The following is a 17,986-nucleotide window of genomic DNA, read 5'->3' on the forward strand; positions in this document are numbered from 1 at the left end:
CATGGCTGAGACGAAACCTAGCCCGCCTCGGCACGATCCCAAGGTGGTCACCGCCCTGCGGCGGTTCGCCATCTCGATCACCGTCTTCAACATCGTCGGCTACACGGTCCTCGGGTTCGAGCAGCCGTGGCTGTGGCCGTTCATCGCGCTGGCCACCGGTTACACGGTGGAGATCTTCCTGGAAGTGGTGGGCGCCCGGCAGGAGGGCCGCGCGCCGCGGTTCGCCGGCAACGGGTTCCGGGGGCTCATGGAGTTCCTCTACCCCGCGCACATCACGAGCCTGGCGATGAACATGCTCATCTACGTCAACGACAACGTGTGGGCGCTGATCTTCGGCGTCACCGTGGCGGTCGGCGCGAAGTGGGTGCTGCGGGTTCCGGTGCGCGGTCGGATGCGGCACTACATGAACCCGTCGAACTTCGGCATCGCGGTGATCCTGCTGGTGTTCCCGTGGGCGTCCATCGCGCCGCCCTACCACTTCACCGAGCACGTCGGGACGTTCGTCGACTGGTTGATCCCGGTCCTGATCCTCATCGGCGGCACCATGCTCAACGGCATGCTGACCGGCCGGTTGTGGCTGATCATGGCGTGGATCATCGGGTTCGTGCTCCAGGCGGTGATCCGCGGGTTCCTGCTCGACGTCTCGATACCCGCCGGTCTGGGCATGATGTCCGGTGTCGCGTTCGTGCTGTTCACCAACTACATGGTGACCGACCCGGGCACGAGCCCCTCGCGGCCGTTGTCGCAGGTGGCCTTCGGCGGCGGCGTGGCGGCGGTCTACGGCGTGCTGATGGGCATGTCGATCCCCTACGGCATCTTCTTCGCCACGGCGATCGTGTGCCTCATCCGCGGTGGCTTCCTGTGGGCACTGCACATCGTGGACCGCTCGCGCGCCGAGTTCGCGGCCCAGCAGAAGGCGATGGCGGCGGCCGAGCAGCCGCCCGTCGAGCAGGCCGCCGCCGACGCCTCCCTCAACGGCAACGGTGCGCAGAAGAAGACGGAGGTCGTGCCGACATGACCGGGATCGCGGCCGGCGTCCGGCGGACCCCTCCGGGACCTCCGCGCAGCGCGACGCTTGGCCTGCTCAAGAAGTTGGTCGGTGACCGGTTGGCGCTGATGACGTCGGCCGCGGACCGGTACGGCGACGCCGTCCGGATGGCCATCGGACCCAAGACGCTGTACTTCTTCAACCACCCCGAGCACGCCAAGCACGTCCTGGCGGACAACGCGGCCAACTACCACAAGGGCATCGGCCTGGTGCACGCCCGCCGCGCACTCGGCGACGGGCTGCTCACCAGCGAGGGTGAGCTGTGGCGCAAGCAGCGCAAGGCGACCCAGCCCGCGTTCCAGCACAAGCGGATCGCGCGGCAGGCGGGCGCGGTGGCCGAGTCGGCGGGCAGGCTCGTCGACCGGCTCCGCGCCGGGGTCGGTGGCGAGCCGCTGAACCTGATGGAGGAGATGACCGGGCTGACCCTGGACGTCCTCGGGCGCACGCTGCTGTCGGAGGACCTGTCGGAGTTCGAGCAGATGGGGCACGCCTTCGAGGCCGTGCAGGACCAGGCGATCTTCGAGATGGTGTCGATGAGCGCGGTGCCCATGTGGGTACCGCTCCCCCACCAGCTGCGGTTCCGCAAGGCGCGCAAGGAACTGCGCCGGGTCGTCGACGAGCTGACCGCACGGCGATTAGCGCACGGCAGTGCCGACAGCGACGACGTGCTGTCGCGCGTGATGGCGTCGACCGCCGAGGAGGCCGATCCCGCGTTCGGCAGGCAGCGGCTGCACGACGAGCTGGTGACGGTGATGCTGGCCGGGCACGAGACGACGGCCAGCACGCTGGGGTGGACGTTCCACCTGCTGGACCGGCACCCGGAGATCAAGGAGCGGGTCCGCGCCGAGGCGCGGTCCGTGCTCGGCGACCGGATGCCGGAGTACGAGGACCTGCACGGCCTGCGCTACACGTCGATGGTCGTGGAGGAGGTCATGCGGCTGTACCCGCCGGTGTGGATCCTCACGCGGGTGGCGCAGGCCGATGACGAGGTCGGCGGCTACTTCGTGCCGAAGGGCTCGGACGTGCTGGTCTCCCCGTACACCCTGCACCGGCACCCGGCGTTCTGGGACCGGCCGGACCGGTTCGACCCGGAGCGGTTCAACCCGGACACCACGCACAACCGGCCTCGCTACGCCTACATCCCGTTCGGCGCCGGCCCGCGGTTCTGCGTCGGCAACCACCTGGGGATGATGGAGGCGACGTTCACCATCGCCATGATCGCCCGCGAGCTGGACCTGCGCACGGTGCCCGATTACGACGTGGTACCCGAGCCGATGCTGTCGCTGCGGATCCGCGGTGGTCTGCCGATGACCGTGCACCGCGTCGCTTGACACCCGCACACCGAAAGGGCCGCCCCGGTCGGGGGCGGCCCTTTCGCTTGGTCTGCGTGCGGAGTGTCCCGGTCGTCCGATCGCGGCGGTCCCGTCGTGGGGGACTTCAGGAGGCGGCGCCCGCCCCCAGCGCGACCGTGCGCACGTCCAGCAGCGCCAGCAGGACCGGTGGGTCCAGGACGCGGATGGGGCGCAGGGTGAGGTCGGCGTGCCGAACCGGCACACCGGGTCGGATCGTGATCGGGCCCGACGACGCGACCGACAGCGCCAGGCCGTCGGAGAACGGGCCGTCGCCCAGCATCGACTCGTGGCCCAGCGCCACGGAGTGCGCGAGCAGGTGCCAGGTGCCGGGCGGGACCGAGGTGAGCACGAAAGGACCCGGGCGGCTGAGCACGGTGCACCTGATCGGTGAACCCTGCGGGATGCCGTCCGGGAAGAGGCCGATGAAGATGAGGCCGTGCGCGCCGCCGAGCGGGGCGGAGATCTCACCCTGCACGGTGGCCGAGCGCGGGTTGCCCGCGCGCCGTGCCATCGGGATGTGCACGGCGAAGCCGCCGAGCTGGCGGTAGGTGGTCGGCGAGATGCCGACGCTGCTGCGGAAACGGGAGCTGAACGTGCCGACGCTGGTGTAGCCCACTCGGTGGCTGATGTCGGTCACGGTCAGCGAGGTGGAGACGAGCAGTCGCTTGGCTTCCTGTAATCGGATGGCGGCCAGGAACCGACCCGGCGAGACCCCGGTGACCCGCTGGAACGCCCGCGAGAAGTGGAACTTGCTGTAATTCGCGGTACGCGCCATGTCGTCGATCGTGAATTGTTCACCGATGTTCTCGTGCATGAAGTCGATTACCCGGCCCACTGCTCGCTCGAGTACTTCTCCCACTACTACGACCCCCATATCGCAGAGAATTGCTCACAGAGGTGAAAACATCAACTCCGACCACGACCGGCCCACCGGCGACGGAGATTGGGCCGCAGTCCCGGGTCCCGATGGCGCCCAAGCCTTCGAAGAACCCCCAGAGATTCCCCAGTCATCACTATGATTCTTGCAAGCTACATGACCTCTACAGCCTGCGCAAGGTAGCGAGAACGAGCTTTGCGTGATCATCGGGCGGCCGCCGGGACGACCTTGTGACCGCACGTTTTCGGGGGACTACGCGGAGTCGATGAATGACTCTCTTTCGGTTACCATTGCTGATCATCCCACCATTCGCCGCAGCAAATGCGGGCAACCGCCAGTGGGCCGGTCAGCGGAGGCGAAATACCTGCTCCCAGTCGTGCGACAGGTGCCGCCACCGGCCCAGCGACCACCTGCAGATGCACTAGTTCGGCCTTCTGGGCAAGCACGGAGAAGCATCTTCGAGTTCTCCGGTCGGATCATGGTCAGAACACCGGGGTTAACGGACCCCGGGACATTTCGGAAGTTGGCCGCCCGATGTCTTCGGGTGTCGGCCGGCCCATTCTTCGCCGACCCGGAGGAAGGATCACCCGTGCAATCGGACACCGCACCGGATCGTGCCATGCGGACCATGACCCTGGAGGCGTTCGCGGACACCATCGTGCCGGGGGCGAAGCGCTCGCCGGACGACCGCGCCATCGCGGGTGCCGGCGAGGGCGGCGGTGCGGTGGTCGCCGGCGCCGTCGACCTCCTCGAGACACCGGCCGCCGGCGTCGCGGAAGGGCTGGACAGCCTCACCCAGATGCTCAACGGGCACGCCCGCGACTACGCGGCCGAGCACGGCCTGGAGCTGGACGAGGACGTGCCGCCGTTCGTGGCGCTGGCGTTCGAGCACCGGACCGCGCTGGTCGCCAGGCTCGTCGCGCCCGGCCACCCGGAGAAGGACGGCTGGGTGGCGTTGACGCTGTTCAGCAACATGGCCTTCGACACCGGCGCGCACATGCACACCCTCGACGCCATCGCCGCCGGACACCCCGGCCTGAAGGCCATGAAGTTCTCCAAGCCGGACGCCGACGGCCTCTGGAGGTTCCCCGCCTTCACCTACGGCAGGCCGCTCGCGCGCAAGCACCCGGACACCACGCCGTCCGGGAACCCCGCCTGACCCGTGTCCGCCACGTTCTGCCGCGCCCGTCAGGCCCGGCGATTGGAGTTTCCATGACGAGCACCGAAAGCACCGACGTCCTCATCGTCGGCAGCGGGTTCGGCGGCGCGATCGCCGCTTACCACCTCGCCGCCGGTGGGGCCAAGGTCACCGTGCTGGAGCGAGGACCCTGGCTGGAGAGCAAGGACTTCGAGCACGACTACCTGCTGGGCTCCTCGTACACGCGGATCTTCGACTTCGTCGTCGGCAACGGCATGAGCCTGCTCGGCGGCAACTGCGTCGGCGGCGGCAGCGTCGTGTACTTCGCCGCGATGCCCCGCGCGCCGCGGTTCATCTTCGAGCGCAAGGGCAGCATCGGTCGGCGCATGTGGCCCGGCTCCATCACCCGCGACACCCTCGACCCCTGGTACGACAAGGTCAGCGAGGCGCTGCCGGTCACCAAGCAGGACTGGGACCAGGTGAGCTACGCGGGTGGCCTGTTCGGCGCGGCCTGCAACCACGCCGGCCGCACCGCCAACCCCGTGCCGGTCGCCATCGACACCAAGCTGTGCACCAACTGCAACTGGATGATGGCGGGCTGCAAGTTCGACGCCAAGCGCTCCCTGCTGCTCAACTACCTGCCCGCGGCCATCGCGCACGGCGCGGAGATCCGGCCGATGCACGAGGTGCAGAAGCTGGTCCGCACCGCGGACGGCGGCTACCGCGTCAGCTACAACGTGATCCACGACGTCGACTACCGGGTCAGCGTCGGCAGCGGCGAGATCGAGGCCAAGATCGTGATCCTGGCGGCGGGCGCGGGCGCCACGCCGGTGATCCTGCAGCGCTCGGAGGACACGCTGGGCAAGATGCCGCACGCCGTCGGCCGGTACTTCTCCGGCAACGGCGAGCGGTTGAACACGGCGATCATCGACGAGCACAAGGCCCGCGACCTGCTGGGCCTGTCGCGCGAGGACGACCTGTCCTACGCGGCCAACCAGATCGGCAAGGGCCCGACCGTCGCGAGCTGGGACAACCTGGACGGCTCGCTGCCGGAGTTCTCGAGGTTCTGCCTGGAGCAGCTGTACTTCCCGCCCGGGTTCGGCACCATCCTGGCGCAGACCCCGGACGCCCTGCCCGGGACACCCACCTGGTTCGGCGCCGAGAAGAAGAAGATCGTCGAGAAGTGGCAGTCCTGGCTGACGATCTTCTCGATGACCGAGGACGACAACGAGGGCGTCTTCGGCACTCCCCCGCCCACCGGCAACTCGATCCGCATCTCCCAGCAGATGCTGGGCCGGGGGCCGATCACCTACAACCCGACCGAGAACACCCTGTTCGGCTGGCGGCAGGCGGACGCGGCCGTCAAGGAGATCATGGAGAAGGACGGCCTGTCGAAGGTCATGCCGTGGACCAACGACGTGGTGGGCGCGTACACGGTCCACCCGCTGGCGTCGTGCCGGATCGGCGACGACCCGGAGACCTCCGCGCTGGACGACCGGCACGAGCTGCGCGGCCACCCGGGCATCTTCGTGACCGACGGCGCGGCCGTGCCGGGCGCTTTGACGGTCAACCCGGCGCTGACCATCGCCGCGTTGGCGGAGCGCGCGATGCCCGGCATCGTGCAGGCGCTGCAGGCGCGCGGGGTGAACGTGAAGTACGGCGCCCCGTCGCCGGACGGTGAGACCAGCGGTCGACGCGGCGTGAAGAACCTGCTGCCGGACCTGGTGCACGACTGAGTCGACGCTCGAACCCGGCCGCACGGTCCTCCCGCGCGGCCGGGTTCCGCTTTGTCCGGGTTGACCACTTCCACGGGGAACGCCGGCGGAGTTCCACGGCGTGCCGCACACGAGCGCGACCCCCGGCGGGGTTCCGCCGGGGGTCGCGTCGGTGAGCTCTCAGAAGCGCGGCGTGTTCTGGTACGCGGCGAGCCGCCACTCGCCGTCCTCCCGCGTCACGACCCAGGTGGCGGTGATCGCGCGCTCCCGCGCCACCTCCGTCTCACCGGGCGCGAGCACACCGCCCTGCGTGACCAGCACGGCCGCGTCCTCGCCCAGCACCTTCACGTCGACCGGGGCACCGGTCACCCGAGTACCCGCGTACGGCCCGGCGAAGGCGTTCTTCATGAACTGGCGCACTTCCTCGCGCCCCTTGAGCAGGACGTCGTTCGGCAGGACGAGGGTCCCCTTCTCGGTGAACACCTCCGCGAACGCGTCGGGGTCCTGTGCCGCCCACGCGGAAATGATCCGCTCGGGGACCTTCACGACATCTGCGACGCTCATCGGCATGCCTCTCCCGTGACTCAGGCGATTCGGTCCCGCCATCGTCGCAAGGGTCGTCGGGCCCAGCCATCTTCGTGCGTGCGCAGCCGTCCCCGAGCCGGCCGGCGGCCGAGCAGTCCGGAAGAAGGTTTCCGCGGCCATCGGCGGGAGCATCTACGCGTGACCACACCGCGCATGGACACCGCACAGCGCTGGGCCCTCGGCCTGGCCTCCGCGTCGTCGTTCATCGTCGCGCTCGACGTGTTGGTGGTGGCGACCGCGCTGACCACGATCCAACGCGACCTCGACAGCAGCTTCGCCACGCTCGAGTGGACCGTGAACGCGTACAGCCTCGCGTTCGCCGTGCTGCTGCCGGTCGGCGCGGCGCTGGGCGACCGGTTCGGGCGGCAACGCGTCCTCGTCGCCGGGCTGACCCTGTTCGCCTTCGCCTCCGCGGCGTGCGCGTTGTCGACGGGGGTCGGCGCACTGGTCACCGCACGCGCGTTCCAAGGCGTGGGCGCGGCGATGGTGCTGCCGCTGGCGCTGACCATCCTCGGCACCGCGTTCCCGCCGCGGACGCGTGGCCGCGCGCTCGGGCTGTTCAGCGGGATCACGGGGGTGGCGACGTTCGCCGGGCCGTTCGTCGGCGGTGTCGTGGCCGAGGGCCTGGCGTGGCAGTGGGTGTTCTGGGTGAACGTCCCCGTCTGCGCGGTGGTGATCCCGCTCGTGCTGCGGCACATCCCGGACAGCCGGGGCCCCGGCACGAAGCTCGACCCGCTCGGCGTGCTGCTGGTGACCGCCGGCGCGTTCGGCCTCGTGTGGGGCCTGGTGCGCGCCGACGCCGCCGGCTGGGTGAGCGTCGAGGTGATCACCTCGTTGACCGCGAGTGTGCTGCTGGTCGCGTTGTTCGTCCGGCACGAACAGCGGGTGCCCGCGCCCATGATGCCGATGCGCTTCTTCACCATCCGCGCCTTCACCAGCGCCAACGTGGCGAACTTCTGCCTGTACGCCTCGCTGTACGGCACGCTGTTCCTGCTGGCCCAGTACCTGCAGGAGGTGCTCGGCCACGGTCCGCTCGACGCCGGGCTGCGCCTGATGCCCTGGACCGCCACGCTCATGGTCTGCGCGCCGATCGCGGGCGCGCTCGCCGACCGGTTGGGCGAGCGGCGGTTCATGGTGGTCGGGCTGCTCATGCAGGGCCTGGCGATGGCGTGGTTGGCCGCGATCACCGCGTCCGACCTGACCTACCTCGACATGCTGCCGCCGCTGGTGATCGGCGGCGTCGGCGTGTCGATGGCGATGCCCGCCGCGCAGAAGTCGATCGTGAGCGCGGTCGCGCCCCAGGAGATCGGGCAGGCCTCGGGCGTCCTCACGGTGCTGCGCATCCTGGGCGGCGTCTTCGGCATCGCGGTGCTGGGCGCGGTGTTCGGCGCGTTCGGCGGACTGGGGTCGCCCACCGCGTTCGCCGCCGGCTTCGGCCCGGCGATCGGCGTCGCCGCCGCGTTCGCCCTCCTGGGCTCCGCGTTCGGGCTCGGGATGCCGGGCGCGGCGCGTCCGGTGCCGACCGTCTTACCTCGTGCCACCTAGGGAGCTTCCGATGGGCAGGATCGTCCGCACCGCGCTGCGCCGTTCCCTGAACCAGATCCGCTACGTCGAGCCGGTGCGACCGGGCGGGGCGACCGGCCTGGTGGCCGCCGTGTACGCCGATGTCGAGGCCGACTTCGGGATGCTCGCGCCGCCGGTCGCGCTGCACTCCCCCGCGCCGGTCGCGCTGGCCGCGTCGTGGTCGCTGCTGCGCGAGACGCTGGTGGCGTCGGGGCACGCGTCGCGCGCGGTGAAGGAGGCGGTCGCGGCGGCCGTGTCGCGCTCGAACACCTGCCCCTACTGCGTCTCCGTCCACACCGCCACCCTGGAAGGCCTCACCAGCACCACGTTCGAGGACGTCGAGACGTGGGCGGGCAGGGCAGGCCCGCGTCCGTTCCCGGCGGAGCAGCTGCCCGAGCTGCTCGGCGTGGTGGTGGCCTTCCACTACCTCAACCGCGTGGTGAACGTCTTCCTGGGCGACTCGCCGCTACCGCCCAACGCGCCCGCGCCCGCCCGCAAGTTCCTGGGCCGGTTCATGGGCACGACCGCGCGCGAGGAACACCCGCCGGGCCGCTCGTTGCGGCTGCTGGCGGAAGCACCGCGGCCGGACGACCTGGCCTGGTCGTCCGGGCACCCGGTCATCGGCGACGCGCTCGGCCGGATCGCGGCGGCGTTCGACGCCGGTGGGGCGCGGGCGTTGTCGCGGCCCGCGCGGGAGCTGGTGCTGGACCGGGTGGCCGCGTGGGACGGCACACCGCCGGGCCTGAGCCGCGCCTGGGTCACCGAGGCGGTGGCCGACCTGCCCGCCGACGACAGGCCGGGTGCGACTTTGGCGTTACTCGTGGCGATGGCGTCCTACCAGGTCGATGACGGCACCGTGGCGGCGTTCGGCGGTGACGACCGGCGGCTGGTGGAGCTGGTGTCCTGGGCCGGTTTCACCGCGGCCCGGCGGATGGCGGGGTTGCTGCACCGCGCGACGGAGGTGTGAGGTGCAGCAACAGCAACAGCAACGGCCTTGGCGGGCGCTGGTGGTGCTGTGCCTGGCGAACTTCCTGATCCTGCTCGACACCACGATCGTCAACACCGCCGCCCCGGACATCATGTCGGGCATCGACGCGGGCATCGACGAGGTGCTGTGGGTGCTCAACGGCTACCTGCTCGCGTTCGCCTCGCTGCTGATCGTGTTCGGTCGCGTCGGTGACGTGATCGGACCGCGGGCGGTGTTCGTGGCCGGGCTCGCCGTCTTCACGGTCGCCTCGGTCCTGTGCGGGCTGGCCGCGTCACCCGGTCTGCTCATCGGCGCGCGGGTGCTGCAAGGCATCGGCGCGGCGGCGCTGACACCGCAGGCGTTGACGTTGATCTCCGGCATCTTCCCCGCCGAACGGCGGGGCGCGGCGTTCGGGATCTTCACCGCCGTGGCGGGCGTCGCGGCGGTGAGCGGGCCGACGGTGGGCGGGCTGGTCGTCACGTCGTTCGGCTGGCAGGCGGTGTTCCTGCTCAACATCCCGTTCGGCGTGCTGGGCGTGGTGCTGGCGCTGAAGTTCGTGCCGGACCTGCGCGCCGGCCGACCGCACCGGTTCGACGCGGTCGGCGTCGTCCTCGCCACCGGCGCGCTCCTGGCGCTGGTGTACGCGCTGGTCGAGGGGCAGCGGCACGACTGGGGCGCGATCACGGGCGTGGTGAGCATCCCGGCGGTGCTCGTGCTGAGCGCGGTGCTGGCGGTGGCGTTCGTGCTGTGGGAACGGCGGCAGCGCGAAGCACTGGTGCCACTGGACCTGTTCCGCGACCGCAACTACTCGATCGCCACGGGCATCACGCTCATCTCGTCGTTCGCGGTGTACGGGCTGCTGCTGGTGTTCGTCATCGAGACGCAGACCCTGCTCGGCATGAGCCCGCTGATGTCGGGTGTGACGGCACTGCCGTGGACGATCGCGCTGAGCGCCGTCGCACCGGTCGGCGGGCGGCTGGCCGACCGGATCGGGGGCCGAGTACCGCTGACCGCCGGCATGGCGCTCTACGCGGCCGGCGTGCTCGGGGTGGCGTTCGTACCCGACGCCACGTCGACTCCCGCCACGTTCGTCGTGCCGATGCTGCTCGTCGGCTTCGGGATGGGGCTCGCGCTGGCACCCGCCACCACCGAGGCCATGCGCGGCATCCCACCCGAACGCGTCGGCATCGCCTCCGGCGTGCTCAACACCGCCCGGCAGACCGGGGCCGCGCTCGGTGCGGCGGTCGTCGGCGCGGTGCTGCAGAACCGGCTCGTGGCGGCGCTGCGGGAGGAGACCGCGGCGCTGTCCACCCGGCTGCCCGAGGACGTCCGACCCCGGTTCCTCGACGCGGTCGAGGAGGCCGCCGCGCACGGGCTGCGGCTCGGCGCCGGTCAACAGGGCGGGGTCGAGGTACCCGCCGGCCTCCCACCGGACCAGGCGGAGCAGTTCGGCGCCCTGGCGCGGGAGGCGTTCGGGACCGCCTTCGTGGCCGCGAGCCGACCGGCGCTGGCCGTCGCGGCGGGCGCCATCGCGCTCGGTGGGCTGCTGGCGCTCGCGCTCAAGACCCGCCGCGCCGTCGCCGCGGCACCGATTCCACCGGTTCCGCGATGAATTCTCCGCCGAGTCGAGAATGCGCATTCTCGGAGAAGGGCGCGAGGCCCGTTCCCGGCTAGTTTCATCGAGTAAGTGACGGCGCGTAGTCGAGTCGCACGTCCGCTCGATTGTCCACCGATGATTTTTCCGCTCTCACGTTAGGAACAGTGACTGTGACGATCTCTTCCGCGTTGCCGACGCAGTCCGCGTCCGCTACCGAGCTGGCAGGTCTCGACCGGAAGTTCCTGGTGCACCCGCACCAGCGGATGGACCGCAACGACCGGGTGGTGATCGTCCGCGGTGACGGTGCCCTGGTCTGGGACGCTGCCGGCAACGAGCTCATCGACGCCACCGGTGGTGGCAACTGGCTGTCCCAGGTCGGCCACGGCCGCCGCGAGCTGGCCGACGCGGCGGCCGAGCAGATCGCGACGCTCGAGTACTACACCGGCTTCTTCGACTACTCCAACGACAAGGCGATCGAGCTGGCGTACCGGCTCAACCAGCTCTCCCCCGAGGGCATCGACCGGGTGTTCCTCACCTCCGGCGGCTCGGACAGCGTCGAGTCGGCCATCAAGTCCGCCCGCCTCTACCACAACCGCCGCGGCGAGCCGGACCGCACGTGGATCCTGGCCAGGCACTTCGGCTACCACGGCGCCTCCTACGGCAGCGGCACGGCGACCGGGTTCGAGATGATGCAGACCTACGTCGGCCCGAACCTGCCGAACGTGGAGAAGCTGTCGCCGGTGTGGCCCTACCACCACGAGATGTACGGCGGCGGTGACGTCACCGACGCCCTGATCGCCGAGCTGGAGGCCACGATCGAGCGCATCGGGGCGGGCAACATCGCCGCGATGATCGGTGAGCCCGTGATGGCGGGCGGCGGCGTCCACGAGCCGCCGGCGGACTACTGGCCCCGGGTGCGCGAGGTGCTCAGCCGCAACGGCATCCTGCTCATCGCGGACGAGGTCGTGACCGGCTTCGGGCGCACGGGCTCGTGGTTCGACTCGGCGCCGCGCGGCATGCAGCCCGACATGATCACCATCGCGAAGGGCCTGACCAGCGGTTACATCCCGATGGGTGGCCTGCTGATGAGCGACGCCATCGCCGAGGTCGTCACCAGCAACGAGGGCTTCTTCCACGGCTACACCTACGCGGGCCACCCCGTGGCGGCGGCCGTGGCGCTGGCCAACCTGGAGATCATCGAGAAGGAGAACCTGGTCAGCCGCTCGTTGAACGTCGGCGAGTGGTTCAAGAGCTCCCTCGCGCCCGCCATCGACCTGCCGCAGGTCGGCGACGTGCGCGTGGTCGGCGCGACGGTCGGCATCGAGCTGGTGGTCTCGAAGGAGACCAAGCAGCCGATGGGCATCCCGATCGTGGCCGAGGGCGTGGCCGACGCGGTGCGCCGCGAGCACAACGTGATCGTGCGCCCGTACGGCAACGTGATCGTCATGTCCCCGCCGCTGGTGATCGGCGAGGACCAGGTGCGGCGGACGGCCGAGGCGACCATCGAGGTCCTGTCCCGACTGGGTGCGGACGGCCAGGTCGCGCCGCGCTGACACCGCGGTTCGGCGTTCGGTTCGAGCAGGTTCGAGAGGTCCCGCCCGGTGCTCCGGGCGGGACCTCTTTTCGTGTGCGGGGCTTGCCGTGGCGGGCCGGTGGCCCGAGCGGTGACTTCCCGTCCGCTGCCGGGGAACCTGCCCCGGACGCGCGAGGACGCCGCCGGTGGTGGTGGTGGTGCTACCGGCGGCGTCCTCGGTACTCGGCGCCTCAGCCCTGCTTGAGCGAGCGGGCGAAGGCGCGCACGTCACCCACGAACAGGTCGGGCTCCTCGAACGCGGCGAAGTGGCCGCCGCGCTCGAACTCCGACCAGTGCGTGATGGTCGGCAGGATCCGGTCGGCGAACCGGCGCACCGGCGGAGCCGGGTCGTGCGGGAACACCGCCACGCCCGCCGGCACCGTCAGCGGCCACGGACCGGCCCAGCGGGCGGCCACGTTCTGGTTCGTCCGGTCGGTCGACTCGTAGTACAGCTGCGCCGACGAGCCCGCCGTCGCCGTGAGCCAGAAGATCGTCACGATCGCCAGCATCCGGTCCCGGTCGACCGCCTCCTCCGGCGACAGCTGCGAGTCGGTCCACTCCATGTACTTCTCGACGATCCACGCCAGCTGCCCGACCGGCGAGTCCGTCAGGCCGTACGCCAGCGTCTGCGGCCGGGTGGCCTGGATCTTCATGTACCCCGACCCCTCCAGGTCGAAGTACAGCAGCTTGCCGAGCCTGCCCATGTCGGCCTCGCTCAGGCCCGCCATCTCCGCCGGGTCCGGCGGCGGGAACGTCACCAGCATGTTCAGGTGCACGCCCGCCACGTGCTCGGGGTCGATGCGGCCCAGTTCCAGCGTCACGAGCTTGCCCCAGTCGGCGCCCTGCGCGACGTACCGGTCGTAGCCCAGCTCCGCCATCAGCACCTGCCACGCCCTGGCCACGCGGTCCACGTCCCAGCCGGCCGCGCCGGTCGGACCGGAGAACCCGAAGCCGGGCAGGGTCGGGATGACGAGGTGGAAGGCGTCAGCCGGGTCACCGCCGTGCGCCCGCGGGTCGGTGAGCGGCCCGATGACGTCCAGGAACTCGACGAACGACCCGGGCCAGCCGTGCGTGATCAGCAGCGGGGTGGCGTCGGGTTCGGGTGAGCGGACGTGCACAAAGTGGATGTTCGCGCCGTCGATCTCGGTGGTGAACTGGGGCAGCTCGTTGAGCCGGGCCTCGACGGCCCGCCAGTCGAAGCCGTCGCGCCAGTACCCGGCCAGGTCCTTCAGGTAGCCGACCGGCACGCCGCGCGCCCAGTCCGCGCCGGGCACCTCGTCCGGCCACCGGGTGTTGTCCAGCCTGCGGTTCAGGTCGTCCAGGTCGGCCTGCGGGATCTCGATGCGGAAAGGTTGCATGCGCGTGCGCCTCTCGGTCCGGGGGACTCCACGCTAGCGAGATCGGAGGGCGCGCGGACAGCCACGATCCGGCATTTGGGGCAACTGCGCACTTTCGAAGAAACGGCCACTCGGCGCATTTTTGAAGATGTTTCCCGCCGTGGGGTTTCGCCATTCTTTGCGGCAGTCCCCCGGAAGAGGAGAAGCGGATGTACGACTACGTGATCGTCGGTGCCGGTTCGGCGGGATGCGTGCTCGCGGCGCGCTTGTCCGAGGACCCGGACGTCAAGGTCCTCCTGGTCGAGGCGGGACCGGCGGACACCTCTCAGAACGTGCACGTGCCCTCCGCCTTCGGCCGGCTCTTCCGCACCCGGCTGGACTGGGACCTCGACACGCACGACGAGCCGAACCTCAACGGTCGCCGGATCTACCTGCCGCGCGGGCGGGTGCTCGGCGGCTCCAGCTCGATCAACGCGATGATCTACATCCGCGGCAACCGCGCCGACTACGACGGCTGGGGCCAGCCGGGCTGGTCCTACGACGAGCTGCTGCCGTACTTCATCCGCGCCGAGGACAACGAGCGCGGCGCGTCGGAGTACCACGGCGTCGGCGGGCCGCTGGGCGTCTCGGACAGCCGGTCGCGCAACGTGATGTCCACGGCGTTCGTCGATGCCGCGCTCCAAGCGGGCTACGCGGCCAACGACGACTTCAACGCCGCCGAGCAGGACGGGTTCGGCCTGTACCAGGTGACCCAGCGCAACGGCAGGCGGTCCAGCGCCGCGGTGGCCTACCTGCACCCGGCGATGTCGCGGCCGAACCTGACCGTGGAGACCAACCTCCAGGTGCACCGGGTGACCTTCGACGGCGGCCGGGCGACCGGCATCATCGCCTCGCGCCTGGACGAGGAGCTGGAGATCCGGGCCGAGCGCGAGGTCATCATCTCCGCGGGCGCCTACAACTCGCCTCAGCTGCTGCAGCTGTCGGGCATCGGCCCGGCGGGGCTGTTGCAGGCGCTGGACGTCCCGGTCGTGCTGGACCAGCCGCTGGTCGGGCAGAACCTGCAGGACCACCCGCACGTGATGCTGGTGTTCGCCCACTCCCAGCCGGTGAGCCTGCTCATCGCGGGCGACCCGAAGTACGGGCAGGAGTTCGAGGAGCACGGCACCGGTCCGCTGACGTCCAACGTCGGCGAGGCGGGCGGCTTCTTCCGGTCCCACGACGGGTTGTCCGCGCCGGACATGCAGTTCCTCGCCGGTCCGGTGATGTTCGCCGACGGCGGCCTGGGCGCGCCGACCGACCACGCCATCTCCTTCGGCGCGTGCCTGCTGACGCCGGCCAGCCGGGGCAGCGTGACCATCGCGGCCAACGACCCCACCGCCAAGGCGAAGGTCCAGCACAACTACTACGACGACGACGCCGACATGCGCGCGATGGTCGAGGGCGTGCGCCGGGGTCTGGAGATCTCGCGGCAGCGGGCGCTGTCGCCCTACACCGAGCGGCACGTGGGTGCGCCGGCCTCCGAGTCCGACGCCGACCTGCGCGAGCACGTCCGGCGGGCGACGCAGACGATGTACCACCCGGCGGGCACGTGCGCAATGGGCACCGTGGTGGACGCGGAGCTGCGCGTGCAGGGCGTCGAGGGACTGCGGGTGGTGGACGCCTCCGTGATGCCGACCGTGGTCCGCGGCAACACCAACGCGCCCACGATCGCCATCGCCGAGAAGGCCGCCGACCTGATCCTCGGCCGGCAGGCGCCCGCCCCGGCCGCCATCGCCGCCGCGACCGCCTGAACCGGCGTTCCACGCCGCACCCGGGCCGGAGCGGGCCCGTGCGGCCGATTGAAGCCGGACGGCGCCGTCCCCCTGGCGGGTCGGGGCGGCGCCGTCCGGATGCCTCCGAGTTCGAACCTTCCCGGTGAGGAGTGGTGTCGTGGCCGACGTGGGTCAACGCGCCGTGGTGCTCGGCGCGAGCATGGCGGGTCTGCTGACGGCGAGGGCGCTCGCCGAGTTCTACGGCGAAGTGGTCGTGGTCGACCGCGACGACCTCTCCGGGGTGAGCGGTACTCCGCGCAACAGCGTGCGCCAGGGCGGGCACGCCCACGCCCTGCTCGCCCGCGGCCTGCGCATCCTGGAGGAGCTGTACCCCGGGGTGACCGACGAGCTGGTCGGCCTGGGCATGCCCATCGGGGACCTGGGCGGCAACATGCGCTGGTTCTTCAACGGCGAGCAGATCGCCAAGGTCCACACCGGACTGTCCACTGTGTCCTTGGTGCGGCCCCTCCTGGAAAGCCACGTGCGCAGCCGGACCGCGGCGCTGCCCGGCGTGGTCTTCCGGGACCGCACCGACATCCTCGGCCTGGTCACCACGCCGGACCGCGGCCGGGTCACCGGTGTGCGGGTGCGGCCGCAGGGCGGCGACACCACCGAGGTGGTCGAGGCGGACCTGGTGCTCGACACGACCGGGCGCGGCTCGCGGACCCCGGCGTGGTTGGAGGAGCTGGGCTACGAGCGCGCACCCGAGGAGAAGATCAAGATCGGGCTGAGCTACGTGACCCAGCACTACCGGCTGCCCGAGGACCTGCTGGGCGACGACGTGGCGTGCATCCCGGTGGCCACGCCGAGCCACCCGCGCGGCGCGGTGTTCTCCCGCGCGTGCGGGCGGTACCAGCTGTCGCTGACCGGCATCCTGGGCGACCAGCCGCCGACCGACCAGGAGGGTTTCCTGGCCTACGCCAAGTCGCTGCCCATCCCGGAGATCCACGAGTGGGTGCGCGACGCGGAGCGCATCGACTCGCCGACCGCCATCCGTTACCCGGCGAGCGTGCGGCGCCACTACGAGAAGCTGACCCGGTTCCCGGCGGGGATCCTGGTGCTCGGCGACGGCGCGACCAGCTTCAACCCGGTGTACGCGCAGGGCATGACGGTGGCCGCGCTGGAAGTGCTCAAGCTGCGCGAGCACCTGCGGCGGGGTTCGGCGCCGGTGTTCCGCCGGTGGTTCGCCGACATCGCGAAGGTGATCGACAACCCGTGGGAGATCGCGGCGACCGGCGACCTGTCGTTCCCGGGGGTGGAGGGGAAGCGGACGGCGAAGGTGCGCTTCGTCAACGCCTACCTGGCCCGGCTCCAGGCCGGCGCGCCGCGCGACCCGCACCTGTCGAACGCGTTCCTGCGCGTGGCGGGCCTGATCGACTCGGCGCCCGCGCTGATGAAGCCGGCCACGGCGCTTCGGGTGCTCCGGGCGGGCAAACCGCCGGCCGCGCCCGCCGCGGAGGGGAGCACCCGGTGGCCCGCCGAGTCCACCCCCTGATCCGGGCCGTCGCCCGCAGCCGTCCGTTCGCCCTCGTCGGCCCGCGCGTCCTGCCCCGGCTGGACCTGCTGGTCTCGCGGCTGACGGGCGGCCGGGTGATCCCGAGCGAGATGATGTTCACGTCCCTGGTGCTGACGACCACGGGACGACGCACCGGGATGCCGCGCCGGGTGCCGTTGCTGTGCTTCCCGCACCAGGGTGGTTGGTATGTCGTGGCGAGCAACTGGGGCCGTGAGCGGCACCCGTCGTGGAGCACGAACCTGCTGCACCAGCCACGCGCCGAGGTGACGTTCCGCGGTCGGGTGGTGCCTGTGGTGGCCGAGTTGTTGACTGAGGGTGACGATGTCGGCGCGGCACGGGCGGAACTCTCCCGCAGCGGCGCCGCACCGGTCTACGACGAGTACGCCGCGCGCTCCGGCCGGCGCGCGCGGCTGTTCCGCCTCACCCCGGTGTAGGTGCGTTCTCGGAAAGCTTGGAAGCTTTGAAAGATTGAAAAGCATTGAAAAGCATTGAAAAGCATTGAAAAGCATTGAAAAGCATTGAAAAGCGTCCTCGCCGGACGGGCAGATCAGCAGGATGACATCCCCCGGTTCCGTCCTTCCCTTGTTCCGTTGGGAACTGCTGACCCAGCGGGGTCCCGGACTCCGTGTCATCCCACCGACCTCCCTCCGGGTTACCACACGTGTCAAGGGCGGCGCGAGGCTCCAGTGAAGTGGCGGGCAAAGCTGGACGCGCCGCCCTTGACACGTGCGGTAAGGCTGCGCCAGGTCGGCGGGATGACACGAAGCCCTCCTATTGGGGAGAAGGACGTGCCCGTTGCACAGCGCGCGGGGGTCGCCGACGAGCGCGGGGACGAACGGGCCCGGGGCGGGGGGCAGCCGCTTTGCAGAGGTAGGGGTTCGTGTCATCCCGCCGACCTGGCGTAGCC

At 70.7% G+C, this 17,986-nt stretch carries 14 protein-coding genes; 11 read left to right on the forward strand and 3 right to left on the reverse strand.

The genetic code is table 11. The annotated features are described in order from the left end of the window. The first annotated feature begins 1 nt into the window (after position 1). Together A6A25_RS06210 and A6A25_RS06215 are read left to right on the forward strand one after the other, a co-directional pair. On the forward strand, positions 2-1,018 hold the full coding sequence (locus tag A6A25_RS06210) for an enediyne biosynthesis protein (protein WP_073886830.1): 1,017 nt from the start codon (positions 2-4) through the stop codon (positions 1,016-1,018). Next, complete coding sequence (locus A6A25_RS06215; protein ID WP_073886798.1) at positions 1,015-2,379, forward strand: cytochrome P450; 1,365 nt, start codon at positions 1,015-1,017, stop codon at positions 2,377-2,379. Before A6A25_RS06210 ends, A6A25_RS06215 begins: the two co-directional genes overlap by 4 nt. A 106-nt stretch (positions 2,380-2,485) precedes the next feature. Here the strand turns inward: A6A25_RS06215 and A6A25_RS06220 are convergent, their stop codons facing one another. Next, on the reverse strand, positions 2,486-3,214 hold the full coding sequence (locus tag A6A25_RS06220; RefSeq protein WP_198932586.1) for a helix-turn-helix transcriptional regulator: 729 nt from the start codon (positions 3,212-3,214) through the stop codon (positions 2,486-2,488). A gap of 682 nt (positions 3,215-3,896) precedes the next feature. Between A6A25_RS06220 and A6A25_RS06225 the strand changes: the two genes are divergently transcribed. Then, entirely contained in the window at positions 3,897-4,436 is a 540-nt protein-coding gene (locus tag A6A25_RS06225; RefSeq protein WP_073886800.1) for a DUF5987 family protein, read from the forward strand. 53 nt (positions 4,437-4,489) lie between these two features. Next, positions 4,490-6,151 carry an FAD-dependent oxidoreductase gene (locus A6A25_RS06230; RefSeq protein WP_073886801.1) on the forward strand — a complete coding sequence of 554 codons (1,662 nt, stop codon included), beginning with the start codon at positions 4,490-4,492 and terminating at the stop codon, positions 6,149-6,151. A 159-nt stretch (positions 6,152-6,310) separates the two neighbouring features. Here the strand turns inward: A6A25_RS06230 and A6A25_RS06235 are convergent, their stop codons facing one another. Next, positions 6,311-6,694 (reverse strand): SgcJ/EcaC family oxidoreductase, encoded by a 384-nt coding sequence (locus tag A6A25_RS06235; RefSeq protein ID WP_241828517.1) that lies wholly within the window; start codon positions 6,692-6,694, stop codon positions 6,311-6,313. Between the two features lie 159 nt (positions 6,695-6,853). On the opposite strand from A6A25_RS06235, the gene A6A25_RS06240 reads away from it, so the two are divergent. The 4 genes from A6A25_RS06240 to A6A25_RS06255 all read left to right on the forward strand — a co-directional run bounded on the left by A6A25_RS06240 (position 6,854) and on the right by A6A25_RS06255 (position 12,395). After that, positions 6,854-8,260 (forward strand): MFS transporter, encoded by a 1,407-nt coding sequence (locus A6A25_RS06240; protein ID WP_241828518.1) that lies wholly within the window; start codon positions 6,854-6,856, stop codon positions 8,258-8,260. 10 nt (positions 8,261-8,270) lie between these two features. Continuing rightward, positions 8,271-9,245 (forward strand): carboxymuconolactone decarboxylase family protein, encoded by a 975-nt coding sequence (locus A6A25_RS06245; protein WP_073886803.1) that lies wholly within the window; start codon positions 8,271-8,273, stop codon positions 9,243-9,245. Between the two features lies 1 nt (position 9,246). After that, the gene (locus A6A25_RS06250; protein ID WP_073886804.1) at positions 9,247-10,857 is read left to right on the forward strand and encodes a DHA2 family efflux MFS transporter permease subunit; all 1,611 of its coding nucleotides are present in this window, start codon (positions 9,247-9,249) and stop codon (positions 10,855-10,857) included. Between the two features lie 155 nt (positions 10,858-11,012). Beyond that, positions 11,013-12,395, forward strand: a complete 1,383-nt coding sequence (locus tag A6A25_RS06255) for an aminotransferase family protein (protein WP_073886805.1) — start codon at positions 11,013-11,015, stop codon at positions 12,393-12,395. Between the two features lie 211 nt (positions 12,396-12,606). Here the strand turns inward: A6A25_RS06255 and A6A25_RS06260 are convergent, their stop codons facing one another. Further along, positions 12,607-13,773: an epoxide hydrolase family protein gene (locus A6A25_RS06260; RefSeq protein ID WP_073886806.1), complete on the reverse strand. Its 1,167-nt coding sequence runs from the start codon at positions 13,771-13,773 to the stop codon at positions 12,607-12,609. 188 nt (positions 13,774-13,961) lie between these two features. Between A6A25_RS06260 and A6A25_RS06265 the strand changes: the two genes are divergently transcribed. The 3 genes from A6A25_RS06265 to A6A25_RS44605 all read left to right on the forward strand — a co-directional run bounded on the left by A6A25_RS06265 (position 13,962) and on the right by A6A25_RS44605 (position 17,513). Continuing rightward, positions 13,962-15,542 (forward strand): GMC family oxidoreductase, encoded by a 1,581-nt coding sequence (locus A6A25_RS06265; RefSeq protein WP_073886807.1) that lies wholly within the window; start codon positions 13,962-13,964, stop codon positions 15,540-15,542. A 139-nt stretch (positions 15,543-15,681) separates the two neighbouring features. Further along, a complete protein-coding gene (locus A6A25_RS06270) occupies positions 15,682-17,058 on the forward strand; it encodes an FAD-dependent oxidoreductase (RefSeq protein WP_241828519.1) in 1,377 nt (458 codons plus the stop codon). Beyond that, positions 17,034-17,513, forward strand: a complete 480-nt coding sequence (locus A6A25_RS44605; RefSeq protein ID WP_073886808.1) for a nitroreductase family deazaflavin-dependent oxidoreductase — start codon at positions 17,034-17,036, stop codon at positions 17,511-17,513. The genes A6A25_RS06270 and A6A25_RS44605 overlap by 25 nt, the downstream gene beginning before the upstream one ends. The last annotated feature ends 473 nt before the right edge of the window (positions 17,514-17,986 follow it).

The sequence above is a fragment of the Saccharothrix sp. CB00851 genome, assembly GCF_001905065.1.
GTDB lineage: Bacteria > Actinomycetota > Actinomycetes > Mycobacteriales > Pseudonocardiaceae > Actinosynnema.

Excerpts from the sequence above, each read along its gene's own strand:
- A6A25_RS06245 (WP_073886803.1), top strand. The coding sequence starts at position 8,271 with ATGGGCAGGATCGTCCGCACCGCGCTGCGCCGTTCCCTGAACCAGATC.
- A6A25_RS06215 (WP_073886798.1), top strand. The coding sequence starts at position 1,015 with ATGACCGGGATCGCGGCCGGCGTCCGGCGGACCCCTCCGGGACCTCCG.
- A6A25_RS06210 (WP_073886830.1), top strand. The coding sequence starts at position 2 with ATGGCTGAGACGAAACCTAGCCCGCCTCGGCACGATCCCAAGGTGGTC.
- A6A25_RS06225 (WP_073886800.1), top strand. The coding sequence starts at position 3,897 with ATGCGGACCATGACCCTGGAGGCGTTCGCGGACACCATCGTGCCGGGG.
- A6A25_RS06230 (WP_073886801.1), top strand. The coding sequence starts at position 4,490 with ATGACGAGCACCGAAAGCACCGACGTCCTCATCGTCGGCAGCGGGTTC.
- A6A25_RS06235 (WP_241828517.1), bottom strand. The coding sequence starts at position 6,694 with ATGAGCGTCGCAGATGTCGTGAAGGTCCCCGAGCGGATCATTTCCGCG.
- A6A25_RS06260 (WP_073886806.1), bottom strand. The coding sequence starts at position 13,773 with ATGCAACCTTTCCGCATCGAGATCCCGCAGGCCGACCTGGACGACCTG.
- A6A25_RS06265 (WP_073886807.1), top strand. The coding sequence starts at position 13,962 with ATGTACGACTACGTGATCGTCGGTGCCGGTTCGGCGGGATGCGTGCTC.
- A6A25_RS06220 (WP_198932586.1), bottom strand. The coding sequence starts at position 3,214 with ATGCACGAGAACATCGGTGAACAATTCACGATCGACGACATGGCGCGT.